The sequence below is a fragment of the Qipengyuania sp. NPDC077410 genome (assembly GCF_044543405.1).
Lineage (GTDB): Bacteria > Pseudomonadota > Alphaproteobacteria > Sphingomonadales > Sphingomonadaceae > Qipengyuania > Qipengyuania pacifica.
Genome location: NZ_JBITWB010000001.1, coordinates 1,121,408 through 1,145,836, shown reverse-complemented (window position 1 = coordinate 1,145,836; position 24,429 = coordinate 1,121,408). Strand labels below are relative to the sequence as shown.

Annotated in this window: 33 protein-coding genes; 8 read left to right on the top strand and 25 right to left on the bottom strand. The window is 62.2% G+C overall.

The genetic code is table 11. The features are described from left to right. Positions 1-100 precede the first annotated feature (100 nt). The 25 genes from ACIGGE_RS05720 to ACIGGE_RS05600 all read right to left on the bottom strand — a co-directional run bounded on the left by ACIGGE_RS05720 (position 101) and on the right by ACIGGE_RS05600 (position 19,651). On the bottom strand, positions 101-571 hold the full coding sequence (locus ACIGGE_RS05720; protein WP_010240533.1) for a hypothetical protein: 471 nt from the start codon (positions 569-571) through the stop codon (positions 101-103). Then, positions 568-2,562: a conjugal transfer protein TraG gene (locus ACIGGE_RS05715; protein ID WP_010240536.1), complete on the bottom strand. Its 1,995-nt coding sequence runs from the start codon at positions 2,560-2,562 to the stop codon at positions 568-570. The genes ACIGGE_RS05720 and ACIGGE_RS05715 overlap by 4 nt, the downstream gene beginning before the upstream one ends. A 100-nt stretch (positions 2,563-2,662) precedes the next feature. Then, positions 2,663-3,364 carry an RES family NAD+ phosphorylase gene (locus tag ACIGGE_RS05710; RefSeq protein ID WP_054522837.1) on the bottom strand — a complete coding sequence of 234 codons (702 nt, stop codon included), beginning with the start codon at positions 3,362-3,364 and terminating at the stop codon, positions 2,663-2,665. Further along, a complete protein-coding gene (locus tag ACIGGE_RS05705; RefSeq protein ID WP_010240541.1) occupies positions 3,351-3,782 on the bottom strand; it encodes an antitoxin Xre-like helix-turn-helix domain-containing protein in 432 nt (143 codons plus the stop codon). The genes ACIGGE_RS05710 and ACIGGE_RS05705 overlap by 14 nt, the downstream gene beginning before the upstream one ends. 74 nt (positions 3,783-3,856) lie before the next feature. Beyond that, on the bottom strand, positions 3,857-5,599 hold the full coding sequence (locus tag ACIGGE_RS05700; RefSeq protein WP_054522838.1) for a DUF3363 domain-containing protein: 1,743 nt from the start codon (positions 5,597-5,599) through the stop codon (positions 3,857-3,859). Between the two features lie 240 nt (positions 5,600-5,839). Then, positions 5,840-6,520, bottom strand: coding sequence for a lytic transglycosylase domain-containing protein (locus ACIGGE_RS05695; RefSeq protein ID WP_225982213.1), 681 nt, complete (start codon positions 6,518-6,520; stop codon positions 5,840-5,842). Between the two features lie 4 nt (positions 6,521-6,524). Next, entirely contained in the window at positions 6,525-6,857 is a 333-nt protein-coding gene (locus tag ACIGGE_RS05690; protein ID WP_010236492.1) for a DUF736 domain-containing protein, read from the bottom strand. Next, positions 6,854-7,435, bottom strand: a complete 582-nt coding sequence (locus ACIGGE_RS05685; protein WP_067674518.1) for a S26 family signal peptidase — start codon at positions 7,433-7,435, stop codon at positions 6,854-6,856. The genes ACIGGE_RS05690 and ACIGGE_RS05685 overlap by 4 nt, the downstream gene beginning before the upstream one ends. Further along, positions 7,432-8,121, bottom strand: coding sequence for a DUF2840 domain-containing protein (locus ACIGGE_RS05680; RefSeq protein WP_230782952.1), 690 nt, complete (start codon positions 8,119-8,121; stop codon positions 7,432-7,434). Before ACIGGE_RS05680 ends, ACIGGE_RS05685 begins: the two co-directional genes overlap by 4 nt. Beyond that, positions 8,121-9,002 (bottom strand): replication initiator protein A, encoded by an 882-nt coding sequence (locus ACIGGE_RS05675; protein WP_050775920.1) that lies wholly within the window; start codon positions 9,000-9,002, stop codon positions 8,121-8,123. The genes ACIGGE_RS05680 and ACIGGE_RS05675 overlap by 1 nt, the downstream gene beginning before the upstream one ends. Positions 9,003-9,011: 9 nt before the next feature. Continuing rightward, on the bottom strand, positions 9,012-9,284 hold the full coding sequence (locus tag ACIGGE_RS05670) for an AlpA family transcriptional regulator (RefSeq protein ID WP_010240237.1): 273 nt from the start codon (positions 9,282-9,284) through the stop codon (positions 9,012-9,014). A gap of 572 nt (positions 9,285-9,856) precedes the next feature. Continuing rightward, positions 9,857-10,078, bottom strand: a complete 222-nt coding sequence (locus ACIGGE_RS05665) for a hypothetical protein (protein WP_010240235.1) — start codon at positions 10,076-10,078, stop codon at positions 9,857-9,859. A 400-nt stretch (positions 10,079-10,478) separates the two neighbouring features. Then, the gene (locus ACIGGE_RS05660; protein WP_397489663.1) at positions 10,479-10,865 is read right to left on the bottom strand and encodes a single-stranded DNA-binding protein; all 387 of its coding nucleotides are present in this window, start codon (positions 10,863-10,865) and stop codon (positions 10,479-10,481) included. 268 nt (positions 10,866-11,133) lie between these two features. Then, positions 11,134-11,403, bottom strand: a complete 270-nt coding sequence (locus ACIGGE_RS05655; protein ID WP_067674521.1) for a hypothetical protein — start codon at positions 11,401-11,403, stop codon at positions 11,134-11,136. Positions 11,404-11,474: 71 nt separating this feature from the next. Continuing rightward, on the bottom strand, positions 11,475-11,828 hold the full coding sequence (locus ACIGGE_RS05650; RefSeq protein WP_010240464.1) for a hypothetical protein: 354 nt from the start codon (positions 11,826-11,828) through the stop codon (positions 11,475-11,477). A 283-nt stretch (positions 11,829-12,111) separates the two neighbouring features. After that, on the bottom strand, positions 12,112-12,519 hold the full coding sequence (locus tag ACIGGE_RS05645; RefSeq protein ID WP_156492842.1) for a hypothetical protein: 408 nt from the start codon (positions 12,517-12,519) through the stop codon (positions 12,112-12,114). 14 nt (positions 12,520-12,533) lie between these two features. Then, entirely contained in the window at positions 12,534-13,184 is a 651-nt protein-coding gene (locus ACIGGE_RS05640; protein WP_067674523.1) for a DUF2231 domain-containing protein, read from the bottom strand. Positions 13,185-13,416: 232 nt separating this feature from the next. After that, positions 13,417-14,148, bottom strand: a complete 732-nt coding sequence (locus ACIGGE_RS05635; RefSeq protein WP_067674525.1) for a PepSY domain-containing protein — start codon at positions 14,146-14,148, stop codon at positions 13,417-13,419. 27 nt (positions 14,149-14,175) lie between these two features. Further along, entirely contained in the window at positions 14,176-14,694 is a 519-nt protein-coding gene (locus tag ACIGGE_RS05630; protein WP_009823989.1) for a nuclear transport factor 2 family protein, read from the bottom strand. Between the two features lie 24 nt (positions 14,695-14,718). Beyond that, positions 14,719-16,032: a copper resistance protein B gene (locus tag ACIGGE_RS05625; RefSeq protein WP_397489662.1), complete on the bottom strand. Its 1,314-nt coding sequence runs from the start codon at positions 16,030-16,032 to the stop codon at positions 14,719-14,721. Next, entirely contained in the window at positions 16,029-17,828 is a 1,800-nt protein-coding gene (locus ACIGGE_RS05620) for a copper resistance system multicopper oxidase (RefSeq protein ID WP_397489661.1), read from the bottom strand. Before ACIGGE_RS05620 ends, ACIGGE_RS05625 begins: the two co-directional genes overlap by 4 nt. Positions 17,829-17,883: 55 nt before the next feature. Next, positions 17,884-18,444: an RNA polymerase sigma factor gene (locus ACIGGE_RS05615; protein WP_067674531.1), complete on the bottom strand. Its 561-nt coding sequence runs from the start codon at positions 18,442-18,444 to the stop codon at positions 17,884-17,886. A 6-nt stretch (positions 18,445-18,450) separates the two neighbouring features. Then, positions 18,451-18,885, bottom strand: a complete 435-nt coding sequence (locus ACIGGE_RS05610; protein ID WP_067674533.1) for a Spy/CpxP family protein refolding chaperone — start codon at positions 18,883-18,885, stop codon at positions 18,451-18,453. Positions 18,886-18,888: 3 nt separating this feature from the next. Beyond that, positions 18,889-19,185, bottom strand: a complete 297-nt coding sequence (locus ACIGGE_RS05605) for a hypothetical protein (RefSeq protein ID WP_067674535.1) — start codon at positions 19,183-19,185, stop codon at positions 18,889-18,891. A gap of 55 nt (positions 19,186-19,240) precedes the next feature. Continuing rightward, positions 19,241-19,651 (bottom strand): hypothetical protein, encoded by a 411-nt coding sequence (locus ACIGGE_RS05600; protein WP_397489946.1) that lies wholly within the window; start codon positions 19,649-19,651, stop codon positions 19,241-19,243. Here ACIGGE_RS05600 and ACIGGE_RS05595 point away from each other — a divergent pair. From ACIGGE_RS05595 to ACIGGE_RS05560, 8 genes are all read left to right on the top strand, one after another. Continuing rightward, positions 19,544-19,828 (top strand): hypothetical protein, encoded by a 285-nt coding sequence (locus ACIGGE_RS05595; RefSeq protein ID WP_397489934.1) that lies wholly within the window; start codon positions 19,544-19,546, stop codon positions 19,826-19,828. The two genes, ACIGGE_RS05600 and ACIGGE_RS05595, sit on opposite strands and share 108 nt — an antisense overlap. Positions 19,829-19,835: 7 nt before the next feature. Next, complete coding sequence (locus ACIGGE_RS05590; RefSeq protein ID WP_318254388.1) at positions 19,836-20,024, top strand: hypothetical protein; 189 nt, start codon at positions 19,836-19,838, stop codon at positions 20,022-20,024. Beyond that, positions 20,021-20,485 carry a DUF411 domain-containing protein gene (locus ACIGGE_RS05585; protein WP_008603937.1) on the top strand — a complete coding sequence of 155 codons (465 nt, stop codon included), beginning with the start codon at positions 20,021-20,023 and terminating at the stop codon, positions 20,483-20,485. The genes ACIGGE_RS05590 and ACIGGE_RS05585 overlap by 4 nt, the downstream gene beginning before the upstream one ends. Positions 20,486-20,771: 286 nt before the next feature. Further along, entirely contained in the window at positions 20,772-22,124 is a 1,353-nt protein-coding gene (locus ACIGGE_RS05580) for an APC family permease (RefSeq protein WP_009823996.1), read from the top strand. 130 nt (positions 22,125-22,254) lie between these two features. After that, complete coding sequence (locus ACIGGE_RS05575) at positions 22,255-22,986, top strand: glutaredoxin (protein WP_067674539.1); 732 nt, start codon at positions 22,255-22,257, stop codon at positions 22,984-22,986. Further along, positions 22,983-23,399: a potassium channel family protein gene (locus ACIGGE_RS05570; protein ID WP_008603934.1), complete on the top strand. Its 417-nt coding sequence runs from the start codon at positions 22,983-22,985 to the stop codon at positions 23,397-23,399. The genes ACIGGE_RS05575 and ACIGGE_RS05570 overlap by 4 nt, the downstream gene beginning before the upstream one ends. Before the next feature lie 70 nt (positions 23,400-23,469). Continuing rightward, positions 23,470-23,934, top strand: a complete 465-nt coding sequence (locus ACIGGE_RS05565) for a DUF305 domain-containing protein (RefSeq protein WP_054527902.1) — start codon at positions 23,470-23,472, stop codon at positions 23,932-23,934. Then, positions 23,931-24,419, top strand: a complete 489-nt coding sequence (locus ACIGGE_RS05560; protein WP_067674541.1) for a DUF6692 family protein — start codon at positions 23,931-23,933, stop codon at positions 24,417-24,419. The genes ACIGGE_RS05565 and ACIGGE_RS05560 overlap by 4 nt, the downstream gene beginning before the upstream one ends. The last annotated feature ends 10 nt before the right edge of the window (positions 24,420-24,429 follow it).

Here is a 24,429-nt window from a genome sequence, read left to right as displayed (position 1 = left end):
ACCCTCGCATTCCTGCAGGTGCGCCGGCGCATGAAAGAAAGCGTTCCTCTGCTCTATTCATGTGTGTTTCCTGCCGGACTATCGAAGGTCTTTGTCAGGGCTACGCCGGAGGCTCAGGGCCGTCTCCGTCCGGATTTTCAATCTCACCCAGCCTTGGTTCCGAAGCCGCGCGAATGAGATCGTCAGCGAGATGCCTGCCCGTTTCCATGCGCCGCGCGAGCGCTTCGACGAAGAAGTCGAACCGCTTTTCTGCATCGGCACGCGCAGCGGCATTGGCTTCAAACGGCATGGCCGGGGTCACCGCCAGCCATCGCCTGAGGTAGAGCGCGAATGCCTCGTTCCCGACCTCGATATGATAGTCGAGCTTGCCGATCTGTCGGCTTATGCGATCAAGGCGTCGACTGAAGGCCGCTTCCATGCGTTCCGATCCATCCGGAGAGAGAAAAGAGGCAATGGCGGCCTCCACTACCGAAGCCTGCGAGACGCGCTTGCGGCCGGCATAGTCGGCGAGTTGCCTGGAAAGGGCTGGCGGCAAGCGAAAGGTGTGCTTGATACGGTTGCCCTTGCTCATAGCTCGATCCCGTCGCCAGGATCGAGTGCAGCCCGCCGCGCATTGGCCTGCATCCGCTCGGCCATCCTGCGGTTGCTGTTTGCCTGATCCTCGTCGGTACGGTCGTCAAACTCAAATTCGTTGGGAATTGCCATGGGCGGCGGCGCCCCATTCTCGTATTCCGGCAATTCAGGCGATTGGCGGATCCCGCCATCGGACTGGCGATCATCGACCTCGTACTCTTCAGACCCGGTCAGCAATTTCGCGGATTGCGCAGGCGCGGTCACAAGTCTCCCGTGCCATTCGCTCTCATCCGCCGCAAACTCGCCCTTTTGGACCGTTGGTGGACGCTCTACCCGTTTGCTGAGCCGGGGGTCGTGGTAGTAGCGCGCTTTCCTGGCACGGATCGGATGCACGCCTGCGAGCATCACGATTTCGTCGGTATCGGGAAGCTGCATGATTTCGCCCTGGGTCAGAAGAGCGCGCGCCGTCTCCGAGCGCGAGACCATCAGGTGACCAAGCCAGGGCGAGAGGCGGTGTCCGGCATAATTGCGCATCGCCCGGGTTTCGGTCGCGGTCCCGAGTGATTCCGAAACGCGCTTGGCAGTGCGCTCGTCATTGGTCGCGAAGCACACCCGCACATGGCAATTGTCGAGGATGGCATTGTTCTGCCCGTAGGCTTTCTCGATCTGGTTCAACGACTGCGCGATCAGAAAGGCCTTGATGCCGTAGCCCGCCATGAAGGCGAGCGCGCTTTCGAAAAAGTCGAGTCGGCCCAAGGCCGGAAACTCGTCGAGCATAAGGAGAAGCCGCTCGCGATCGGCACCCTCCTGCAGGTCCTCGGTCAGGCGTCTTCCGAGTTGGTTGAGGATGAGCCGGATGAGCGGCTTGGTGCGGCTGATGTCGGAGGGCGGGACGACGAGATAGAGTGTGACCGGTCGGCCCTGTGCCACCAGGTCCGCGATACGCCATTCGCAATGCCGGGTGACCCTGGCGATCACCGGATCGCGGTACAGCCCAAGGAACGACATGGCGGTCGAGAGCACGCCCGAGCGTTCGTTCTCCGACTTGTTGAGCAATTCTCTCGCCGCGCTCGCGACAACCGGATGGATGCCGTCTTCCCCCAGATGCGGCGTGTGCATCATGGCGGTCAATGTCGCCTCGATCGATCGGCGCGGATCGGAGAGGAAGTTCGCCACCCCGGCGAGCGTCTTGTCAGGCTCGGCATAAAGCACATGCAGAATGGCCCCGACGAGAAGCGCATGGCTGGTCTTTTCCCAATGGTTGCGCCGTTCGAGCGAGCCTTCCGGGTCGACCAGCACGTCGGCAATGTTCTGGACGTCGCGCACCTCGTTGATGCCGCGCCGCACTTCCATCAGCGGATTATAGGCTGCCGACGCTTCATTGGTCGGATCGAACAGAAGCGTGCGGCTGAAGCTGGACCGGAAACCAGCGGTCAGCTCCCAGTTCTCGCCCTTGATGTCATGGACGATCGCCGAGTGCGGCCAGGTCAGCAGCGTCGGCACGACAAGGCCGACCCCCTTGCCGCTGCGCGTCGGTGCGAAACAGAGTACATGTTCTGGCCCGTCGTGGCGAAGATAGAGATTGGCGTGTTGGCCGATAATGACGCCCTTGCCCGCCAGAAGGCCAGCGCGCGCGATTTCGGAACGGGTCGCCCAGCGCGCCGAGCCATAGGTCGCGCTGTTCCTGATTTCTCGGGCGCGCCAGACCGACATGCCGATCGCGACCACGACCGACACGAGACCGCCCGATGCAGCAATCATTCCGCCGGTTTCGAAGATGCGCGGCGCATAGGCTTCGTAGCTGAACCACCACCAGAAGATGGCATAAGGCGGATAGACAGGCGCTCCGGAAACACTGAACCACGGCGCGCCCAATTGCGCCTGATAGCCGAGCGCGTATGCCGTCCACTGAGTGCCCGCCCAGACGCCTGCGAGCGTGAGAGCGAAGACGACGAGTATCTGACCCCACAATATCCGGGTTGCCGACAAGGCTGTCTCCTTTCGTGAAAGGCAGCACGGCGGCTTTGCATCGCATATTCAAGTCAGAAGCTGCGTGATCGCAGGCTGGCGTAGCGAAAGCGGGAAGCGGCTAGATTGCTTCCCAATCAAAGGCAGGATTGCCGGACCAGGTCAGGCGATACATCGCCCCTTGCGCGACCGATTGCACGACATTGGGCCACAAGGCCGCGATGCAGGTTCCGCCCGCATGGCGGACCGAAGAATAGATAATCCCGTTATGGCCGGCGGCGCGCGCCTGCGCCGCTAGAGCATTGCCGACCGGATAGCCTTTCGTCTTGTCCGGATCGAGTGCGGGGTGATCAGGCACGCCGCGCAGATCGATAAAGACCCCCGCCATGCTGGCGATCATCTCGCCATATTCGACAACGGCATCGAAATCGTCGGCATCGGCGAGCGCCTGCGTCAGGTGATGACCGACCTCGGCGATGCAGGTCTCGACATCGAGCGCGGCATACCATGCGCCGCGGTTCGCGGGGTTGAAGCGATTGGGCTCGCGCGGCTTGGCATAGGCGAAGCTCGCATTGATAAATCTGGCATGCGGCACGCCGTGAACCAGCTCGTCGGCTGTCAGCCCGCCAAGCCCGCGCTCTTCGGCGATCAGGCGCGAACTCGTCGCCCCCTCGATTTCAGCGAGCAGCGCAAGCTCTTCACCATTGTCGGCTAGCGGAGCCATGACCGCTTCGCGCAAACGCGCGCTGGAAACGAGCCGGACCGTCCGCTCGAAGGCTTCGCGGATCTGCGGCGGCTCGCCCTCCTCCTCAGAGCCCGCCACGAAGCGCGTCGATATATTGCCTAGTCTCTAACATGCGCGGAATACCGCCTTCGATCATTGCCTGGATGGGCGAGCGGCGATCGAAGACCGGAGCCCTGTTTTCGAGTTTCGGCCAGCGGTCGGCCATGTCGTTGGCAAACAGCAGGTGCAGCCCCTTGAACAGGCCGATCAGCGCCGACGCGCGGGTCAACTGGTCCTGACCGAGCGAGCCCTCCCATGTTCCGGCTTTCATCCGGTCCCAGGTGCTTTCGGACACGCCGAGCAGTGCAGCACCGTCGGCGTTGCTCGCACCCCAAGCCTCGATGAGCCGCAGCACGGCTTTTACCGCAGCGCTGGTGAGGCGGCTGCGATCACCGTCGCTTGCAAAGGTCTGAAGCCCCGGGGGAGCTTCGGCATGTTGAATCGCTGCACTTACCATATCGCATCTCCTGATGCGTTTATAAGCATCATATGGTGCGTTTGTCAAGATTTCCGTTTAGATGCCGGTGCTCATCAAACCGCCGGCCCGCGCGAGCGCGCAAAGTTCCAATCGACACCGCCGCGTGCATTAACCTTGCCAGCGACTTCTTTTCCAAGATGCCGCTCGAGGTCTTGCCTCCAGGGCACGAGCTGGAAACCCACTCCGTCATCGATCATGGCGAAGCGACCCGACGCCAGCGAAATGCGCTCGCGGTAGATGCCGGAAATGTGATCGCCTTCCGTTACCGGATTTGCCAGACGACCATGACGCGCAGCCAGCGCTTTACCTGCCGCGTCCAGTTCCTGCTTGCGGAGCGCTCCGAGAAGGTTGCGCACCAAGGTCACGCTCCTACCATGTCGCTTCGCAAGACTTTGATCGACGAGCCAGTCACGGCGCTCGTCAAGAGCCTTCCGGACTTCATTGCCGAAGCCGCCTCCCAGCGACGCGGCTCGTGCCGACAGCAGCTGCCGGTCGAGCCAGGTCGCCCCGCGCGCGTCAATCTGCCGCTCGAGCGGCAGGTCCGAGCGCACCAGCAGGCTTTCGCGCCGCCGCCCCTTGCGGTCGGTCCATTCGCTTGTCTCGACGATCGCGCCGGGTGCTGCATCGCTCGTCTGGTCAAGATCGGGGAAGCGAAGATAGTGGGCGCGACCGTCCACTCCTTCGACGATCGCATAAGCCTCGCCTGTCAGCTCGTTATGGAGACCGCGCTCGACCAACCTGCCGATGACTCGGCGGTTCTCGTCTTCTCCATGCAGCGCTAAGGATGCAAGGGCGCCTTGTGCGCCGCGTCCACTCATCGCCTTGTGCAAGGTCTTGATGATGTCGCCGCGCTCGCCAAGCGCGCGCAAGGTCGGTTCGAGATCTGCGGCCAAGGTCCAGCGCGCCGCCCCGATCCGCTCGGCCAATCCCATGCGTTCGAGCGTTCGTGCGCGGCCGATAAGGAATGCGCGGTTGCTGCGCCGTGTCGCATCGACTTCGGGGGACAAATCGACCACGCCGAGATCGTCGCGTTGCTTTTGCAGCCGGCGGTCGAGTGAGGTCCAGCGCTCGGCATCGACCTCGCGGCGAAGCGCTAGCTGAATATCGCGCTCGCTGCGCGGCCCGAGTTCGATAGTGACGCGCTCCTGGGCACGGGCCCGCATGCCTTCGCTGATATAAGAGCGATCAATCACCAGGTCCCTGCCATCCGAGGCAACGCCGCGGACCAGAACATGGACATGCGGGTTGTCGGTATTCCAGTGATCGACCGCCACCCAGTCGAGGCTGGTGTCGAGGTCGCTCGCCATATCTTCAAGGAGCTCGCGCGTGAAAGCGCAAAGGTCAGCCATCTCGCTCGCGTCTTCCGGCGACACGATGAAGCGGAAGTGATGCCGGTCGTCTCCGCAGCGCGCGGCGAAGGCATCGCCATCGACCTCATCCGACGAGGCATCGAACATCTGGGCATCCGATCCGTCACGGGTGACGCCGTCGCGTTCGAGATAGGCGATGTGGCGAGCGAGCGGTGCAGAGCGGAAGCGGCTGCCGCCATGACGAACGACGCGCGCCTTGATGATGACCCGCCGCTGGAAAGCATGGGGGCGGCCTCGGAACGCAGCCCTTTTGCCGCGTCCCAGATGTCCGGTTCCGCCGCCAGCCCGGCCTCGCGTGAGCGGTGTATAGCCTGACCGGCGCGAAACCTGCAGCACGCGTCCGACCAGCGAACCGGCCTTGCGATAGGCGCGCGCATCGCTGTCTCGCGACTGACCCGGCCTGATGTTGATTTCATCGTCAGCCATAGACAGGAAAATCGGCAGACGGCGCTTTCAGCATTGAAAAGCCTAAGGATTTCGGTCCAAGCGCCTGCAGGCGCACAGCAGAGATGGCGCATAATCTCCCGCAAAACCAACCACCTGCACCCCGACCGACGGCGGTGCTTTTATCTCGCCATCCCTCCTTTCTTTTGATGCGTAAGTCTCCGCTTATACGCCCGGTTTCGCCTGGAAACGCATGCCTGCGCGAAGGTGCGAGGCTCGCTTTCATTGGGAGGAGACCGTCGAAGCAGGCGCGAATAGATCGTGCGCGGGCTGTTCCGGACGCGCGAAGGGGTTCGCTGCGGGACCGGGCATAGCCACCTCGTCCAACTCTTCTCGCCCAGCGCGGGGCGCCTGCAAGACGCCAGCCGGAGCATTCCCGGCTTGTAAAGGCACCGCCGCAAACATGCGCTCGGACTGCAACAGCGGCGCAATCCGGGCGACATAGAGGCGTGTTTCGAGTGGCAGCGAACGCCGTCCGGCAAGCCAGTCTTCGTAGCGTCCCGGACCCGCATTGTATGCAGCGAGGAAGCCTTGCGCGCCGTAGCGATCGTACATTTCGCGCAGGTAAGACGTGCCGGCCAGAATGTTGTCGCGCGGGTCGAACGGGTCTTGCCCGAGGGAGAACCGGGCGCGCTGCCGCGACCAGGTTCCGGGCATGAGCTGCATGAGACCCATCGCTCCTGCTCTGGAAACCGCCCGCACCCGGCCCGCACTTTCGGCGCGGATCACCGCGTAGATCCAGTGCTCGGGAATGCCGAATTGCTGCGATGCTTCGCTGACATGCGTCGCAATCTCGACGCGCGGGGAAGGTCGGACAAACTGCTCCGATTGTGCAAAAGCCTGCCCGGGACTCGCCGCCAGCATGGCGGCCAGGATCCCCGGCAGAAGATGCGGGCGGAGCACGGAATCAGTCCTTTGCCGGGCGGCGCGCGCCGCGCGACCATATCAGGACATGGCTCTGGTCGTCAGAACTGAACAGATTGGCGCGCAGGGGCCGCGGCAATACCGGATCGTCGATGACGAGCGTGACGAAATCGCCTGCCTTGTCGCCGACATGTTTCCAGCCTGCACCCACCTCGTAGGTTTCCTCGCCTTCGCCTGCCATGATGCGATAGTCCGGGGCGTTCTCGGTGTCGCCGGGGTCGGCGGCCACCAGGGTCAGCGGTGCGTCGATGGTCAGGGTTTGCAGCCGCCCTTCAAAGCCGTCGGGTGTGGCTGCAAAAGTGCCGATACAGGTCATTGTGCGTCTCCATCATTTACGTTGGGAATGGGAAAGTCGGCGGGCGAGGCGAGCAGGACATAGTCCCCGTCGCCCGCTTCGTTGGTCCAGACGGGCCGCGCGCGCCCGATGACATCGCCGCGTGCGACCGGGCCGAAATAACGCCCGTCAAAGCTGCCGGGGGCGCGCCTGTTCATCACGAACAGTTCATCCGCAGCGATAGTCCGGCATCCTTTCCAGACGGGCAGTTCGCGTCCAAGGCTGTCGCGCCGACGCGCCGAGCCCGCAGGTGTCCCATTGATCTCGATGAGCAGGTCGCGCCGGCAGACCGTATCCCCGCCAAGCGCCGCAACCTCCTTGATGAGCGGAACGCCCGCAGGAAGATAGCCGCGCGAGGCGAGGTATTTCTGCAGCCTGAAAGCAGGATCGATCGCGACGCGGTCGCCCCTCTGGAGACCGGTCTTTCCGCCGATTGAGTACAGTCCAACCGGCACGCTGGCCGTCACGTTCCAGACCAAAAGTCGCGAGAACGGGATTGCGATGCTGGCCAGTGTCGCTGCCGCGACCATGCCTGCCAGAAAGGCGGTGCGCCGCCTCATGATTGCAGCTTTCGCCGCCGCAGCCAGTCGCGATGGCGCGCAGGGGAATAGAAACGTACTTGCATGCCCCCTGCCAGCCTGTTGTGGACATGATGCCAGTGGTCGGGAGCTACATCGCAGGGATCGATGCCAACGTCCTCGATCGCATCGATCAGCGCAAAGACCTGGCGAACCTTTGGCCAGCTTCGCACCGAGAGCAGGATTTGCGCGCCAGGATCGACCTGCGGCAGAGTGGTGAACGGCTCGCCGAAACCGGCGGCTTGGGCGATCGTGAGTGTGGAGCCAACGGTCCCGTAGTCGTTCGAAGCCCACCGAACCAAGGCAAAGACCTGTCCCGGAGCATAGCTTTCGATACGCGTCCGGCGATCGAGGATGCGCTCTGCAACGGGCTTGCCGAACCGAAGCCAGTCTTCCTGCACGCCGCCGCGCCACACCAGCGTGACATGCGTAAGTGGCGGATCACCGGAACCTGCCTCGACCGGTTCCGGAGGCGGAAGCGAAGCGCGCGCTGCGCTTTTGCACAGGCGTGGCTGTGTTAGCAGGAATCTGAAAGATTCCTTGTTAGCATTGTTAAGGGCTTCGCAGGCGCCGCGTTTTCGGCGAGTCGCGCAGGCTCCCGGTTCCCGATAGTCCGGGAATAGGGTTCCCGATCGTCCGAACGTCATGGTTCCCGATAGTCCGAACATCACGCACCCTTTTCCACAGGGGGCAGCCCGATACGGCGCCGCGCGGACGCGAAGGGATCGACAGGCGCTGCAACGAACAGGAGCCGCTCGCGGCCGAACTGGTGCTCAAGAGCGAGATTGTAGCCGGGGAGCGACTGGCGGCGAACGATGGCCCGCACTTCGAAAGCGAAACGCTTCAATGGCGAGAGCGCGCCGGACTTCAAATGCAGGTGCGAAATGTCGAAACTCCACCCGCCCTTCTGCTTCCCGCCATGCTTGCGTACGATGCGATAGAGCCAGCGCTCAAGACCGCCGGTAAGCGCGAAATAGGCCGGGTCGATGGTCAGGACGAGCGCACGATCGAGCACGCCCTCGTAGAGCCAGTCCGGCACGATCATTTCGATGCCGAGCGCGCGCCCGTTGTCGTCGAGCCGTTCGCGCCATTCGTTGATCCAGGAAAATCGTCGGCGGCGTCGCGCCCCGGCCTGCCGGATGGAGGTGGCAATGCTGGTCGACTGCAAGCGGTCGAGCGCCGCCTTCAGGCGCTCGTAGCCAGCCTTTCCGGTTCCGCGCCGGGTGAAGGTAAGGATTTCATGGGGCGTCGCCGCGATAAGGCGCGAGGTGGCTTTGCCGGCATCGCGCGCCTCGACGATCTGGCTCGCTACCCAGATCAGTACATCGGCGTCCCAGATGGTGGCCATGCCATGTTCGGCGGTCGCTTCGACCAGAATGGCGACCTCGCCCATACGAAAGTCGATCGGCTGCACCCGCTTCGTCTTGGCGAGGCTGAAGAAAGGCCAGGCCATCAGATCCTGCGCATCGCGCGCGGCGATGTCGCTGCCCGCGCCGACGAACAGGTCGAGCTGTCCGGCCCCGCCGTCCGATGTCTTCAAGGAGCGCATGGTACCGCTTCAGCGCCGGACCGGACCGGTGTAGCCGTCGATCCGCTTGGCAGGATGAACGACGCCCTTGCCCGGATCGCTGGTGGAACGGCGCAAGCCCTGCTCGGCCCAGGCGTCGAGATCTTCGGGCCGGTAAACGATGCGGCCGCCGAGCTTGTGGTAGACCGGCCCTGTTCCATAGCATCGGTGCTTTTCGAGCGTGCGCGGCGAAAGCCCCAGATGCACCGCGGCATCCGGGGTGCGCAGGTAGCGGGGACGGACCGGATCGGGAACGGCGGGCATGGGGTTAGCTCCAGGAGGCTTGGGTGGCTGCGGCTAACTGCCGCTGATTGCGGAGGGTGATGGCGCATGCCCTGGCAATGGGGGGAGCGACACGATGCCGCGTTCGGATTTGTCGCCCCTACCGATCTGAGCTCGGCAGGATCGAGGAGGGGCGGCATCCGCGCAGAACCCGACGCTATCGCGCTGCCCGGCAGGCTTTCGGCTGCAATGCCGAAGGCTCAGAGCAATGAACCGCACCTGCGAGAGAGGCAGTGGCCAAGGGCCTGTGGGAAGCAAGGCAAGCGGGACCTGTCGCGGCCGTAGCTTCCCGCTCGCCCGACCCGCTGCCGGTTCGCAAGTGCATGCGGGGCCCCAAAAACACGTAATGCCGCACCCTCAGGAGCGTATCGCCAGATGCGCGGGACAGAGTGCGTCCCCAGCCCCGCTCCATTTATCCCGATCGCCAGTTGGCCAAGCCGATGTTTGGAGAACCGCCGATTGCTGCTGGATCGAAACTTGAACCTGTAGCTCAGCCCATAAGAGACACGAAAAAAGGGCAGGAACCGCTGCCGGTCCCTGCCCTGCAGAATGCCTCAGAATTCGTCGAGCATTCCGCCATGGACGGTATGAACGACCCGGATCGCAAGATGCGGGGGCAGCGCATTGTAGTCGCCTTCGTCGACCGCGCGATATCCGAGTTCGTCATCCTCGATAACATGCTGGTCGAAGAAGCTGTGCAAGGCCCGTTGCTCAGCTGTTTCCAGAGCCTCGAAATAATTGCGCGAAGGCAGTGTGCATTTCGTGAAATAGGTCATGATAATCCTCCTGAAATCTGTCGCGAGACGACAGGAGGTTGGCCGATGGGCCCGGGCAGACCGGGTCACAGGATCGCCTGACAGGGCGACCGCGAAGCGGCGCAGGGGGAAACGGTTTTGTCCGGTGCCGGATGCAATCCGGCGGCGGACAAAATGGTGGGGCCCCTGCCGTCCTTGATGCGGGCGGCGCGGGACCATCATGCTGGAAATGCGGTAAGCCAGGCCAATCCAGTCCACCTCAAACGACCGTTTCAGATGATCGCTGCCATAATGGGTCGGGCCCTCCGGGCAGCGCCTGGCTATTCCCCGGAGAAAAGACCGAGCGAAAGGAAGGGTGAACAGCGAAAGAGGCCCTGCCGTTTCCGGCAGAGCCTCCTTTGGCTGGTTCGATGGCGCCGGATCAGTCGATCGGAGGGGCGTCCTGGTTGTCGCCGCCATTGGCCCGCGAGAGGAAATCGACCTTGTCGGCAAGGATCTCCGAGCCATACCGCGTCACACCGTCCTGGTCTTCCCACTGCGTGTAGTGGATGGGGCCCTGGACCGAGACCAGCTGGCCTTTCGAGCAGTACTGACCGACGGTCTTGGCGAGGCCGTTGAAGCAGGTCACACGGTGGAATTCGCTGTCCTTGGCGGTGTAGCCGTTCTCGTCCTTGTAGGTCTTGCCGTCCTTGTCGCGTGCAGGACGATCGGTGACGACGGTGATCCCGGTGACGCTGGTGCCGCCCTTGGTCTCGCGGGTGTCGGGATCGCGGGCGATGCGGCCGGTGAGGATTGCGATATTGGTCATGATGAAATTCCTTCAGTTCCTCAAACCGGAGACCATCTCCGGCTTGCGAACATCCAGAAGAAGCAGGGCATGGGAGGACTGCACCGCAGGCCTGAAGGGCCGAAGGGAAACCTGTTCATGACGAGTGGTGCGGGCAGGCGGCGAAGCCGCCAACACGGCCGGAAAGGAACGGGTTGCGGCTCCTCAGCTGACCTGGTTCAGGACTGTTCGCGAAGAAAGCCGGATGGGTATCGGGTGCGGGTCTGAAGGTGCCAGGACCCTGCTGCAATCAGCTTACCTCATTGCCTTCCGATGCCGCCAGGAGATCCATGAAGTTGCGGGCTGCTTCCCGGTCTTCCTCGTTCTCGAAGGCCACGTCGAGGTCGGGGGCAGACCCGAGCAGGTAGAGCATGGCCCACAGGGCAAAGCGTTTTCCCCGGTCCTGCTCCAGACCGAGATCGACCTGGCATCGCTCGATCCCCGAGGCCAAGGTTTCTGCGCCAGTCGCTCCAGGATCGGCAGTGCCAAAATAGCGGATGAGAAGCGTATCAAGGTCCATCGCACTCTTTTCGGATCATCGGTCGGGCCGCGGCGAGGAAGGCCAGCATTCGTGGCCCGGTCATGCGTCGCTCAATCAGCGGTGGGTTGCTCGCGAAGCCGCCGGGCGCGCTCGACGAAGTGCTCCATCTGGGTGGCGGCATGCAGGGTAAGCGGATGCGGCTTCGCATCGGCACGCGGGGATATGAATTCCGCGATTTCTTCGATTGCTGCAAGCTGATCGGCGCTGGCCTTCGACAGAAGGCCGAGCACCATGTTCTCAAGGGCGATCACCCTGATGCGCAATTGGATGATCTCGGCATCGGAAAGTGGCGGAATATCCCATTTCTCGCAATCGGCAGCGAGCGCTTCCTGCGGCCCGCAGGGCAATGCCCCGCCTTCGTCTTCCCAGCGCGACAGCGCCCCGGCTTTTCCCGTTTCCGACATATGCGGTTCCTTTCATAGCCAACGAGGCGATCGTCTGCACGCTGCTCACATAGCACAAAGCCCTACCGGGATGCGCCTGGCACGGCGACAGCGAAGCCGGGCAAACGGAACCCCGCGCGGGTTGGTCTTCACGCGGGGTTCCTGAACGACCCCTTGGGGGCACCTGCGACCCGCAGGGCTTCGGGGGGAGGCGGGGCCGTCCTTTCCTGATCTTGCGTTGTTCGTTGCGGTTTCCTGCCCAGGGTATCTCCTGAATAGCCGTGTCACCGGGGAACGCGCCCGATCACATGCTGTCCATGTCGTGATCGGCCATCGAGGACATGTCATGGCCCGCATGGGGATCGGCGGGCGGGGTCGCCTCGCTCGCGGGTTGCGTGCGCGTTGCTGGCGCTGCGGGTGTGGCAGTTGCGCGTGATGCGGGCGGGACAGCGCGCCGTGACGCAGGCGTGGCGGCGCCAATTGTCGAAAGAGCGTCCTGACGTGCGGCCGCTGCCTCATTTTCGGAGGGAGAGGTTGCCGGGTCTGCAAGACCCGCCTCGGGTGCCGTGCCAGGCATCACCGCAGTTCCGCCCATAGGCGAAACCTCAGCAGCCGGTGTGCTCTCCTGCGCTTGGTCACAAGCGGCGAGAGCGAACGTCAATGGCGCGGTCGCGAGAAATGCTATCGCGGTGTTCGATTTCAGAATTCGCATGTTATTCAACTCCTTCAGAGCCACGAAACGCCAAGATGGTCCGGTCCGTGCGCGAGCTCGCCGCCAAGGAACCCCTGGATGAGAACGAGTGCCGCCATGGAGAAGATCGACGCGCGCAACCATGCGCGGCTCTGGCTCGGCCTGCTCGCGAGGTATGCCATCGCAATACCGAGAACCGCGATCAGCATACCGGTCCATCGATGGACTTGCATGACAGTATCGCCGCCGAACCACAGACCGGTGTGAATCCATCCGAACAGAACTGCGACGACTGCGCCGATTGCTCCGCCGTAGACGAGTACGCGCACCGCACTTTCCAGGCCCGCTCCTTTCCGGCGCATCACGAACAATTCGGTGGCCGCAGCCATGAAAAACAAGGCGATCGGGAAGTGGATCGTTGCCGGATGCAGCTTTTTCAGTACGGCCATGACGCCGGTTTCGCTCTCATCCGCATGGCCACCGGCCTCGTCGTGCGCGCCGGAGGACTCGCCAGCATCCGCAGTCTCGCCCATCTGCGCCATGGCCGCCTGGTCGTGCACATCGCCATTGGTGGCAGCAGGCGCGGCGCTCGCCTCTTCGCCGTGCTTTTCGTCGCCATGAGCCTGAACGGGTCCGACGAAGAGCAGGCTTGCGGCGAGCAGCGCCAGAAATGAGGGGGCTTTCATGTCTCGTATGTCTCCCGGCCCGGCAGTTGCAGGGCGACCTAATGTGCCTGATACGCACGGCAGCCGCCTGCCCCTCACATTAATTTGATGGTTTTGGGGCGACAGATGTGCCCCCGCAGCATCACGTCTGCTGACGACACGATCGCGATCGTCGAACGCATTCGGCTCCTGGCCCCGTTCGGCCTGGCGAACGGGGTTTCGACGTTCGCCCACGCGAATGAGCCCCATGGGCTCAGGCGAGCTTGCTCTTCTTTGTGCGACGACGCAGCCTCGGCATCCGGTTCGCCAGCAGGACGAAACCCGACAGGGCTATGATCGTGCCGCCAATGCCGAACAGCAGCAGCCACCAACTGTTGATGCGGTCGCGCTCGGTCCAGTCCATGATGTGGAGGCCCCAGATGAAATCGAACAGGCGCCATGTATCGCTGCGCGCCGCCCCGAGCGTGCCGCTGGCGGCATCGATGTAGATGCGCGTCGAAGCCTCGTCAGCATAGGTGACCTGCCAGGCCGGAAAAGGGCCGCGAAACTCGGTTCCGATGGGGTCATCGACGATCCGTGCGGCCTCGATGGTCGTGCGCGGCCCGGTCCATGCGCGCAAGGCGATGGATTTTGCCGTTGCCGCCGAGATGGGGGAGAGTTTACGCCCAGTCACCGGATCGTGGAGGCTCACGCTACCGTCAACCTTGCGGACCTCGGTCACGGCATCGCCGTCGAGCGAACGTGTCGTTACCGCTGCAAGAGTACCGTCGTTTGCGACCCAGGCCGGGAGCGGGGCATCGGCGGGCAGCGCCTCTTGTTCACGCGAAACGACATGTTCGGAGCGAACTTCTTCCAGGTCGAGAAACGACATGAGGGCGCCGGTTCCCATCCACAAGAGAACCTGGACACCGACGAAAATCGCCAGCCATTTGTGGATCTTGCTGCCGAGCACATGCAGGCGCAGCTTCAGCGACGGCGTTGCCAACCGGTGCTACCTCTTCGAGAGCCGTAATCAGTTGCGCGGCGCGCGCGACGAGGAATGGTACTGGACGATTCTCCACCCGTCCGCATCGTGAGCAAGCACCGATGTCGCCACGCCGTCGCGCTCGATCACCCGGCCATCGCTAAGTTCGATGCGATAGCCATACGTCTCATAGGCATGGGCCATGTGCCCCATCCGGGTGACGGTCAGCGTGGGGTCGGTAAAGGTGAAGCTCACAATCGCGTCGAGCTCGGGGCCCAAATGGTGCTCCATGTAATTGGCAAAGCTTCCTTCGGCCTTGCCATTCTCGAAGATCGCCGAGTCCTCGGCGAAGAGCGCGCGCATTGCCTGCGCGTCGCGCGCTTCAAGAGCGGTGCGATAGGCCTTGAGGGTTTCTTCAGCGCCCGCGACATCGTCCGCCGAAGCGTCCATCGCGTGCATCTGATGGTTCGCATGGGAAGAGTGGTCCATCTGCTGCGCGAAGGCTGGCAGCGGTATCAGCGTGGCAACAAGCGCAGTCGCCGCGATGCGTGTCAAAGTCTTGGTCATGGAAGTTCTATCCTTTTTGAGATTTCAGAACCAGAATCGCACACCGACGACATAATTGGTGACGCTCGGATCCTCTCCGGCGGCCCGCGCAAAATCCGCGCTGTCGCCGATGCGCCATTCCTGGGAAACGCCGACATAGGGCGCGAATTCGCGTGCGAACTCGTAGCGAAGACGCAGACCTGCCTCGATCCGGTCGAGGCCAGCGCCAATGCCGAGTTCGGGAATATCCTGAGCGGAAAGTGCGATTTCGGCACGCGGTTGAAGGATCAGCCGCTGCGTGATGCGCTGATCAAGTTCGCCCTCAAAACGCGCCGTCACATCGCCCTTGGTGGAGACGAAGGCCGCGGCATCGACCTCGAACTGGTAAGGCGCGATCCCTTGGATACCGATAACCGCGTGCGTGCGTTCCGGACCGGTCAGGTCCTGGCGAACACCCGCCTGGAAATCGAAGAAGGGCGCAATGGCGCGGCTCCAGAGCGCCTGGACCTCGGCGCCTTCTATGGGTTCGCCGAAGCTGCCCTCACCCTCGGACTTGAACCAGAATTTGTCTGTGTCGCCGCCATAATATCCCTGGATGTCCCACAGATATCCATCCTTCCCCTCGCGGGCGCGGTACTCGAGCCGGTCGCCCTGAAACCAGAAGCGCATTCCTCCGTCGGTCTCGCGGACAAGCTCGCGGCGCGCTTCGTTCATGGCTTCCTCGCCCCAGATGGCGACCGCCGCGCGCGCTGGGCCGCTCCCTGCTTCTGGAGGAGGCGGCAGCAGCGGGATATCATCGTCCGAGCCCATCTGCATCGCCGAATGGTCCATGCCCTGCCTGTCCTGCGAAGGCGTCTCCCCATGGTTCATCTGGCTGTGATCCATCTGCCCATGGTCCATCGACGAACTGGCCTCCGCCTGACCCATCTCGCCGTGATTCATCTGCGAATGATCCATCGCGCCTTCGGCAGGCTTGCCCTGCGGCATAGAGCCGTGATCCATTCCGTCATGACTTTCGGGCGATGCCTGTGGACGGGCAGCGCCCATGGGCACTGCCATGCCCGAATGACTGTCCTGAGCGGTCATCGAACCATGATCCATGGTTGAATGATCCATCTCGGAGTGGTCCATCGCGGCTTCAGACCGAGTAGCGGGCTCGCATGCTCCATCTGCTACCGAATGCCCCATCGCGCGATGGCGCTCGGCTTCTTCCTCGCACTTTGTATCGGGGTCAGCCTGCGCCTCGGCGCTTTGCTGCGCTTCCGCCGGCGAATGACCGGCATGCTGCGCCGCCGCGGGGGAGGCGAGAATTGAGCTGGCTGCGACCGATGCGAGCAGGCTGGCAATACGAATTTTCATGCTTCGCTCCCGTCGGGATTGGCGACCGTGACGATCTGAAACATCCCGGCATGCATGTGATAGAGAAGGTGACAGTGGAAGGCCCAGTCGCCCGGCTCGTCCGCCGTCAGGTCGAACTGCGCGCTACCACCCGGCTGCAGGATCACCGTATGCTTGAGCGGTTGACGATCGGCCGGGGCGCCATTGACCAGCTCGAAGAAATGACCGTGCAGGTGAATGGGGTGCGCCATCATCGTGTCGTTGACGAGCTTCACGCGCACGCGCTCGTTATAGGCGAAACGGATCGGCTCGTCGGAGACGGCGGAGAACTTCTTGCCGTCGAACGACCACATGTAGCGCTCCATATTGCCGGTCAGATGGATTTCCATTCGCCGGGACGGCGTGCGGCCCTCACGGTGCGGCGTCAGAGCGCGCAGCTTGCGATAGTCGAGCGTGCGATGCGGCACATCGGTGAGACCAATGCCGGGATCGCCCATGCGGTCGACCGGGTTCATCGAGACCATGTCGAGACCGGGCCCGACCTTCACATCGGGCGGCAGAAGCGAGGTGTCGCGCATCTGCATGCCCGACATTCCTGCCATCTCGGATTGACCGGAGGTACCATGATCCATCCCCGCCATGTCGCCGCCACTTCCGTGGTCCATTCCCGACATGCCGGCATCGCCCGACGAGCCGTGGTCCATGCCGCTCATGCCCATGTCGGCCATGGTCAGGAGCGGCGGATCGCGCAGCGGCGGAATGGCGGCGCGAGCGCCGGGTGCGCTCGCCAGCGTGGCAATACCCATGCCCGAGCGGTCCATCGACTCCGCGACCAGCGTGTAGGCTTGTTGCGCGCCCGGCGTCACGACGACGTCGTAGGTCTCGGCCACACCGATCTGGAACTCGTCGACCTCAACCGGCTCGACGTTCTGCCCGTCCGCCTGAACGATGGTCATCGGCAGGCCGGGAATGCGAATATTGAAGAAGGTCATGGCGCCGGCATTGATGAAGCGCAGCCGCACGCGTTCGCCCGGGCGGAAGAGGTATTCCAGATTGTCGAGCGGGCCATGGCCGTTCAGAAGATAGGTATAAGCCGCGCTCGACACGTCGAGGATGTCCGTCGGCATCATGCGCATTTTCGCCCACATCCGGCGATCCTCGCCCGAAAGCGGGTAATCGTCGGTCCAGGTGTTCTGGTTGTAGTTGAAGTAGCCTTCGCCCTTCTTGAGCTTGTCGAAAATCATGTGGGGCGACATTTCGCTGAATTCGCTCAGCACCACGATATATTCGCGGTCGGCCTGAACCGGATCGGGTCCGGCGGGATCGACCACGATCGCGCCGTAATGCCCGGCCTGCTCCTGCAGGCCGCTATGCGAGTGCCACCAGTAAGTGCCCGACTGGCGAACCGGAAATTCGGCGGTGAAGGTCTCTCCCGGTTTGACACCGGGGAAGCTCACGCCGGGCACTCCATCGAGCTGAAACGGCACGAGCAGACCGTGCCAGTGGATCGAGGTATCTTCCTCGAGCTGGTTATGGACATTGAGCCGGACGGTCGTGCCTTCCTGCAAACGCAACAGCGGACCAGGGATAGTGCCGTTGACTGCGATCGCTCCCCCGCGCCTGTTACCGGTCGCGAAGACCGATCGGGCAACGGTGAGGTCGATATTGGGGCCGGATACCTCATCCAGCCCCTTGCGGGCGTTACCTGCGAGGATGTCCGCGCCGCGTGCCCAGGCAGGCATCGCCCCGGCAAGGCCGAGCAGACCCATTCCTCCTGCTCCGGCTCCGAGAAACTTGCGTCGATTGACGGCGATCATAAAGGGCTCCTGACGTGGCGTTTACCGTTACTTACGCGCGCGCCCATCCAACCCCTCAAAGTTTTTCGAAGCGCTCCTTCAGCCTGTTGCGCGCGCGGTATACGCGGGTTTCGATCGCCTTTTCGGTCGTTCCGAGAAGATCGGCCGCCTCGGCCTGGCTACGCCCCTCGATGGTGACGAGCACAAGCGCTTCGCGCAGCCTTACAGGCATTCGCGCGATCTCGGCCTGAACGAGATTGAGCTCTTCCCTGGAAACGGCCGACGTTTCAGGACCCGGCAAATCGTCGGCGATGGAATGGAGTTCGTCATCGCCCGACAGTCCGAAAAAGCCCGCGACCTTGCGCCTGCGCAAACGGTCCCGGCAGCGGTTGAGGACGACGGTTGTCAGATAGGGTCCGATCGGCTTGTCCGGATCGAGCCGATGGCGCGTCAGCCACACCGAAGCGAGGCTGTCCTGAACAACGTCCTCCGCCTGAGAAGGAGAGGAAAGCATGCGTGTCGCGAGCGCGAGAAGCCGACCCGTTTCATGCTCGACGAGCTTGCTGAAAGCCCGCTTGCTTCCGGCCCTTGCCTGCGAGACAAGGGCCTCGTCCGGATTGTCGCCCGCCCCCGACATGGCGCTTCAGTCGCGCGGGTCGCGGGTCAGGGCGTCGGAGACCTTGCTGTCGAACTGGCGTTGCTGATCGGGTTCGAGAATTTCGCGCATGTCGAAGACATGGCGCACCGTTGCTTTCTGCAGATCGCCCATGCGTGCATGCACCTCGTCGATCGCGGCCGAGACCTCGGGACCGTACTCATGCTCGGTTTCCATCGCCTGGGCGAGCCGGGCATTGGCTGCACGCGCCGATCCTTCGAGCCGTGCCCTTTCGACAGCGAAACGGACCTCGAGCGCATCGAGACGCTGCTCCTGGTCGGCCGTCAGGGTGAGCTCGTCGTGCACGAAATCGTGGAGGCCGGAGCCGGCCTCGTGATTGGCCCAGCGGTCCGCGGCAATCGCGCCGAGGCATCCTGCGAGCGCTGCGAGAAGCACCGCGAGAACGATATGCGTCGACTTCAAACCCTATTGCTCCACATGGAGGAGCGCCGATGGGGACAGCTGTTCGCCGAGGATCGCACTGTCGCCAAATGGCGCGGACGACGTGCCATACCCCCCGGGCCAACCGCTCGTTCCGGCGCCAGCCCCGAGCCCGACGACAAACAGACCGACGAACAGAGCCGTGCGGCGGCGTTGGTCGGCGATTTCGCCAAGCTGTCCGGCGCGCTGCCAAACGCCATCCATAAAGTCGGCGGGGACCTCGCTAGCGGCGGTGGCGGAGAGGGTTCCGAGCACCGCATCAAGAGAGTGTTTGTCACGCATCCGAAAAACTCCTGTGGGTTCCACGTGCCCTATACGCGCTCGCCTGCACAATCCCTTAAACTTCTTTTTTTGAGGGAATGTCCCCCACCATACGTAATCGAGACGGGTCTGCCAGAATCGGGTCGAACCCGGGATGAATGGGAGCGAACGCGTGAACAATATCACCGCGCCTGAAGATCACGGCGAATTCACGCCTCTTCTTGGCAAGAGCTTTCTGACGCCGCTTTACGACCGGGCGCTCGGTCTGTTCACCCGCGAACATCTCTGGCGACAAAAGATTGTCGAAGAGCTGCACCTTGTCCCCGGCGACCGGGTGATCGATGTCGGCAGCGGAACCGGTACACTTCTCAAGGCCTTGATGACGGATTGCCCGGAAGCGGGTCTGATCGGTGTCGAACCCGACCAAGGGGCGCTCGCGCTTGCGCGGCGCAAGTTTGGAGCGGGAGCCGATCTCGTCAAATGGCACAATGGCTTTCTCGAAAACCCTCGAGCTGCCCGCAGGGTGGCAGCCGAACAAGATCGTCAGCAGCCTCGTCCTTCACCAGGTTCCCTTGCGCAAGAAGCAGGCAATCCTGGAAACCATCGAAAGCTTGCTCGTGCCAGGCGGAACCGTCTTGATCGCCGATTATATGAAGCAGGATAGCCCACTCATGCGGAGCCTCTTCCGGGCGACCGTCCAGTCGCTTGACGGCATTAGCGACACGCAGCCCAGCGCCGACGGCGAAGTCGAAAAACTGTTCGCCGAAATCTTCACCGAGCCATGCCTGCTCCAACGGTTCCCGACGGCAACCGGGACGATCTCGCTATGGCGCGGATACAAGAAAGGAATTGCACAATGAATTTGAAAAAGCCTTCGCTGCTCCGGCGATCGATTAGCGGCGCGGCCTTGCTCGTGCTGGCAGCCTGTTCGAACGTGGCTCAGGCAGCGACCTATACGATGTTCCGGGATCCAGGATGTGGGTGCTGTCTCAACTGGGCAGGCCATGTCGAAGACGGGATGAACACGAAGGTGGCATCGGTCGACAGCAACGACATGGCGGCGATCAAGACCGCGCGGGGCGTACCCCAAGAGTTATGGTCATGCCATACGATGGAGGTCGATGGATACATCATCGAAGGTCACGTGCCTGCAGAAGCCGTCGCCAAGCTTTTGCGCGAACGGCCCGCCGGCGTTGCCGGCCTCGCGGTTCCGGGAATGCCTCTGGGATCGCCCGGCATGGAGGCCGGAAACCGGATCCAGCCTTACGACGTCATCGCCTTTGGCCCAACCGGACAGAGCGTCTTCGCGTCCTTTCCGTAAGGGGGGTGAAGCCACTCCATGCGTCGGCATGAAAGGTTGCAGGCGATGAGGACTAATTGCGGGAAGCGACACAGAAGCCTGTCGAACTTCTCGCCGGGTCCGGGCTGGCTGCCCCCACAGTCCCGGACCCTTCCAGTTGTATGATTGCAGCACGCACGAAATAGGAGAAATGCGATAGTCAAAAGCTCGGTCAGAAATGCTGGATTTTTTTAAGGGGTGAACCTCTGCCCAACGTACTGCTTGTCGTGATGCTTCTCGGACGGGATGACATAGACAGGGGAAAGACTTGCAGACAGATGGCGACGATCAACATAGCGAGAATGCGGGCTCGATAACGTTGCTGGGCGGTGTCGCGATGGGGACCGGCGTCATGATTGGCGCAGGTATCTTCGCACTGACCGGCCAGATTGCCGAACTGGCTGGACCGCTATTTCCGCTTTCTTTCATAGTCGGCGCGCTGGTTACCTCGCTTGCCGCCTACAGCTACATCAAGATGTCGAACCGCTGGCCCTCCTCTGGCGGCATCGCGATGATCCTTCAGAAGGCTTACGGACCGGGCGTCGTTGCAGCATCGGCATCGCTCCTGATGGCGCTGTCGATGGTCATCAACGAAAGCCTGGTCGCTCGGACCTTCGCGACCTATGCCTTGCGGCCCTTTGGGCTCGAAAGCAGCGGCATTCTGGTCTCCGTCGCGGCACTGGCCCTCATCGTTTTCGCCTATTTCGTGAATGCTGCCGGCAACAAATCGGTCAGCGGGTTTTCGCTCATTATGTCGGCAATCAAGATCGGCGGCATCGCCCTGTTCGCAATTGCGGCGATCTGGGCCACCGGATTTTCAGGCGGTGCCTTCGCAGAGCCGGTCGCGCTTTCGGGCCTCGACGCGTTGCTCGCGTCGGTCGCTTTCTCGATCCTCGCTTTCAAGGGTTTCACCACCATCACCAACAGCGGCGGCGAAATCATCGATCCGCATCGGAATGTCGGCAGAACCATTATCATTTCGATCGCAGTATGCGTGGTCGTCTACCTTCTCGTCGCGGTGGCGGTCGGCGCCAGCCTCAGCACTTCAGAAATAGCCGAGGCGCGCGATTACTCTCTTGCGGCAGCTGCGCGCCCCGCGCTCGGAGAGCTTGGCTTCTATTTCACAGTCGCAATCGCGATCGCAGCCACGACCTCGGGTGTCATCGCCAGTGTTTTCGCCGTTTCGCGAATGCTGACGATGCTGACCGAGATGAAGATGATCCCGCATAGCCATTTTGGCATGAGCGGACCGATCCGCAGTCACATGCTGGTCTATACCGTAGTGATTGCCGGCACGCTCGCGGTCCTGTTCGATCTGTCGCGGATCGCTTCGCTCGGAGCATTTTTCTATCTCGTAATGGACATGCTTGTGCATTGGGGCGTGCTGCGCGGTTTGCGGGAAGAGATCGGTGCGCGTGCCTGGGTGCTATGGTCGGCACTCGTGGCGGACAGCGTAGTCCTGACAGCTTTTGCCTTCGCCAAGCTCAAAACCGACCCTGCGGTCGTCGCCTATGCGGTCGCAGGCATTGCCGCCGTTTTCATCGCCGAATGGTTCTATTTGTCCAGGCGTTCGCAAGCGATGGACTCCGCTTCAGAAAGACCGGCGGAAGAGAGGCGGTGACCCCGTTAGTAGAACACGAGCGCAAAGGCAGCGACCAAAAGCCGACGAGGATCGAGGCGCCAAGTTCGCGTATCAAAAGAAATTCAAGACGGAGCATATCGTGACGACCAAAACTGCCACCGTTTACCGAATGGTCATGCCGGACCACGTTTGTCCGTATGGATTGAAAACGGTCGATTTGCTCAAACGCGAAGGTTTCGAGGTGGACGACCACCATTTGAAAACGCGCGAGGAGACCGATGCGTTCAAAGAGCAGCATGGGGTAGAAACCACCCCCCAAACCTTCATCGGCGGGGAGCGCATCGGAGGTTACGACGATGTCCGTGAGCATGTCGGCAAGAAAAGAACGCAAGCCGGTGATGACGAGACCAGCTACCAGCCCGTCATTGCCATTTTCGGCGTCGCTTTCCTCCTGGGTCTGGCAATTAGCTGGTACGTTTTCGACACGATTTTCACGGTGGAAGCGGTCGAATGGTTTGTCAGCCTATCGATGGCCTTGCTCGCGATCCAGAAGTTGCAGGACGTGCGCAGCTTCTCGACCATGTTCCTCAACTACGATCTGCTGGCGCGACGCTGGGTACGATATGGATTTCTATATCCGTTCGGTGAGGGTTTGGCTGGAATATTAATGGTCGCGCACGCGCTTCCGATCGTCTCGGTTCCGGTATCACTGTTCATAGGGACGGTCGGCGCGGTCAGCGTGTTCAAGGCGGTCTACATCGACAAGCGCGAGTTGAAATGCGCTTGCGTCGGCGGAGGCAGCAACGTGCCGCTCGGCTTCGTATCGTTGACCGAGAACCTGTTCATGATCGGTATGGGTCTTTGGATGGGTGCCAAGGCCCTGGGTTGGGTCTCGCTATGATTTGGGCACTGCTTCTCGGTTTCGCGCTGTTCGCGATCTCTCTCTACTTCCACATGTTGATGCTGCGCGGGGCGAAAGCCGTTTCTCCGCCAGGCAAGGACCCACGCCATTTCCGGCTGCTTGCAGGCTCTAGCCTCGTTCTTCTCAGCCATCTGGTCATCGCCGGCATATTCGCGGGCGGAATGTATCTCGCTTCCGTCTGGGGCCTTGGCGGGCTCGAGAAGGACGTCATCAACAGCTGGATGGATTATTACTACTTCGCGCTGATCACGATCTCGACGGTCGGTCTCGGCGATATTCTGCCCGCCGGGCACATGCGCGCCATTTCCGGCATCGCCGCCCTTACCGGGTTCCTGATGATTAGTTGCACCGCCCAATATGTCTATCAAACCATGAGCGAAAAGGAGAATTGATATGGCTGAAGCTAGGCACGATGCACACGAAAAAGGTGGAGGGGGCGGCAACTACTGGCGGTTCATGGCAATGGTATCGACCTCGACCGTGATCATGTTCTTCCTGATGTATGCCAACAGCTTCGACATGGACGACGTTTTCTGGAGCGAGACGCGCTTCTGGATGATGTTCGTCATGGGCGCGATGATGATGGTGGTCATGCTTCTCTTCATGTGGGGCATGTACAAGGACCGGACCAAGAACTTCATCATCCTGGGTGTCGGAGCCCTCGTATTCGCACTCGCGCTATGGCTCGTACGCAGCCAGACCACGGTCGACGACACCGAATACATGGCCGCGATGATCCCGCACCACTCGATCGCGATCATGACCAGCGAGAGGGCGAGCCTGAAGGATCCGCGGGTTCGCGAACTTGCGCAGGCCATCATCGTCGCGCAGCGGCGTGAGATCGCCGAGATGAAATATCTCATCGAGGACATCGAGGAGAACGGTCCACGCACCGAAGAACGCCTGCCCGAGGAGATGCAGCAATGAACAAGATCGCAATTCTGACGCTTGCAGCCCTCCCACTGGCGGCCTGCAATACCAACAGCGCGATCGGTAATGATCGCGAAGCACAGCTCGATCCTCCGGCAACGGCAGCTCCGATAGAGAGTGCTGCGAGCGCTCTTGCCAATCTCAGCCCCGGCCTCATGCTGCCCGAGACCATGAGCGAGGCGGACCTCGCCGCGCTGGGAGCCGAAAACACGTGCCAGTTCCGCCTGACCGAGGTCGCTTTTCCGTCATTCGTCTACGACAACAGCGGTCGCGGGGCGATCAAGATCAACGGCAAGCTGATCCCTGTCACGGCAAGCGCCTCGGGTGAGTATGCGAATGGTGAGCTTCGTATCCGTACGCGCATTCTCGATGACGAAGGAGACGCAGGCTTGCAGATGCAGGAGCTCATAGTCGCCGGCCCCCGGATGAAGGACGAGTTCGGGTTCTGGGGTTACACGACCTGCGGCAACATTGAGGCGTGAAAGCGAGCGA

Bases quoted from the DNA above. Each gene is read 5' to 3' on its own strand.
- ACIGGE_RS05720 (WP_010240533.1), bottom strand. From the start codon at position 571: ATGAGCAAGGGCAACCGTATCAAGCACACCTTTCGCTTGCCGCCAGCC.
- ACIGGE_RS05705 (WP_010240541.1), bottom strand. From the start codon at position 3,782: ATGGTAAGTGCAGCGATTCAACATGCCGAAGCTCCCCCGGGGCTTCAG.
- ACIGGE_RS05700 (WP_054522838.1), bottom strand. From the start codon at position 5,599: ATGGCTGACGATGAAATCAACATCAGGCCGGGTCAGTCGCGAGACAGC.
- ACIGGE_RS05690 (WP_010236492.1), bottom strand. From the start codon at position 6,857: ATGACCTGTATCGGCACTTTTGCAGCCACACCCGACGGCTTTGAAGGG.
- ACIGGE_RS05685 (WP_067674518.1), bottom strand. From the start codon at position 7,435: ATGAGGCGGCGCACCGCCTTTCTGGCAGGCATGGTCGCGGCAGCGACA.
- ACIGGE_RS05680 (WP_230782952.1), bottom strand. From the start codon at position 8,121: ATGTTCGGACTATCGGGAACCATGACGTTCGGACGATCGGGAACCCTA.
- ACIGGE_RS05675 (WP_050775920.1), bottom strand. From the start codon at position 9,002: ATGCGCTCCTTGAAGACATCGGACGGCGGGGCCGGACAGCTCGACCTG.
- ACIGGE_RS05670 (WP_010240237.1), bottom strand. From the start codon at position 9,284: ATGCCCGCCGTTCCCGATCCGGTCCGTCCCCGCTACCTGCGCACCCCG.
- ACIGGE_RS05665 (WP_010240235.1), bottom strand. From the start codon at position 10,078: ATGACCTATTTCACGAAATGCACACTGCCTTCGCGCAATTATTTCGAG.
- ACIGGE_RS05660 (WP_397489663.1), bottom strand. From the start codon at position 10,865: ATGACCAATATCGCAATCCTCACCGGCCGCATCGCCCGCGATCCCGAC.
- ACIGGE_RS05655 (WP_067674521.1), bottom strand. From the start codon at position 11,403: ATGGACCTTGATACGCTTCTCATCCGCTATTTTGGCACTGCCGATCCT.
- ACIGGE_RS05650 (WP_010240464.1), bottom strand. From the start codon at position 11,828: ATGTCGGAAACGGGAAAAGCCGGGGCGCTGTCGCGCTGGGAAGACGAA.
- ACIGGE_RS05645 (WP_156492842.1), bottom strand. From the start codon at position 12,519: ATGCGAATTCTGAAATCGAACACCGCGATAGCATTTCTCGCGACCGCG.
- ACIGGE_RS05640 (WP_067674523.1), bottom strand. From the start codon at position 13,184: ATGAAAGCCCCCTCATTTCTGGCGCTGCTCGCCGCAAGCCTGCTCTTC.
- ACIGGE_RS05630 (WP_009823989.1), bottom strand. From the start codon at position 14,694: ATGACCAAGACTTTGACACGCATCGCGGCGACTGCGCTTGTTGCCACG.
- ACIGGE_RS05625 (WP_397489662.1), bottom strand. From the start codon at position 16,032: ATGAAAATTCGTATTGCCAGCCTGCTCGCATCGGTCGCAGCCAGCTCA.
- ACIGGE_RS05620 (WP_397489661.1), bottom strand. From the start codon at position 17,828: ATGATCGCCGTCAATCGACGCAAGTTTCTCGGAGCCGGAGCAGGAGGA.
- ACIGGE_RS05615 (WP_067674531.1), bottom strand. From the start codon at position 18,444: ATGTCGGGGGCGGGCGACAATCCGGACGAGGCCCTTGTCTCGCAGGCA.
- ACIGGE_RS05605 (WP_067674535.1), bottom strand. From the start codon at position 19,185: ATGCGTGACAAACACTCTCTTGATGCGGTGCTCGGAACCCTCTCCGCC.
- ACIGGE_RS05595 (WP_397489934.1), top strand. From the start codon at position 19,544: ATGACGGATTGCCCGGAAGCGGGTCTGATCGGTGTCGAACCCGACCAA.
- ACIGGE_RS05590 (WP_318254388.1), top strand. From the start codon at position 19,836: ATGCGGAGCCTCTTCCGGGCGACCGTCCAGTCGCTTGACGGCATTAGC.
- ACIGGE_RS05585 (WP_008603937.1), top strand. From the start codon at position 20,021: ATGAATTTGAAAAAGCCTTCGCTGCTCCGGCGATCGATTAGCGGCGCG.
- ACIGGE_RS05575 (WP_067674539.1), top strand. From the start codon at position 22,255: ATGGTCATGCCGGACCACGTTTGTCCGTATGGATTGAAAACGGTCGAT.
- ACIGGE_RS05570 (WP_008603934.1), top strand. From the start codon at position 22,983: ATGATTTGGGCACTGCTTCTCGGTTTCGCGCTGTTCGCGATCTCTCTC.
- ACIGGE_RS05565 (WP_054527902.1), top strand. From the start codon at position 23,470: ATGGTATCGACCTCGACCGTGATCATGTTCTTCCTGATGTATGCCAAC.
- ACIGGE_RS05560 (WP_067674541.1), top strand. From the start codon at position 23,931: ATGAACAAGATCGCAATTCTGACGCTTGCAGCCCTCCCACTGGCGGCC.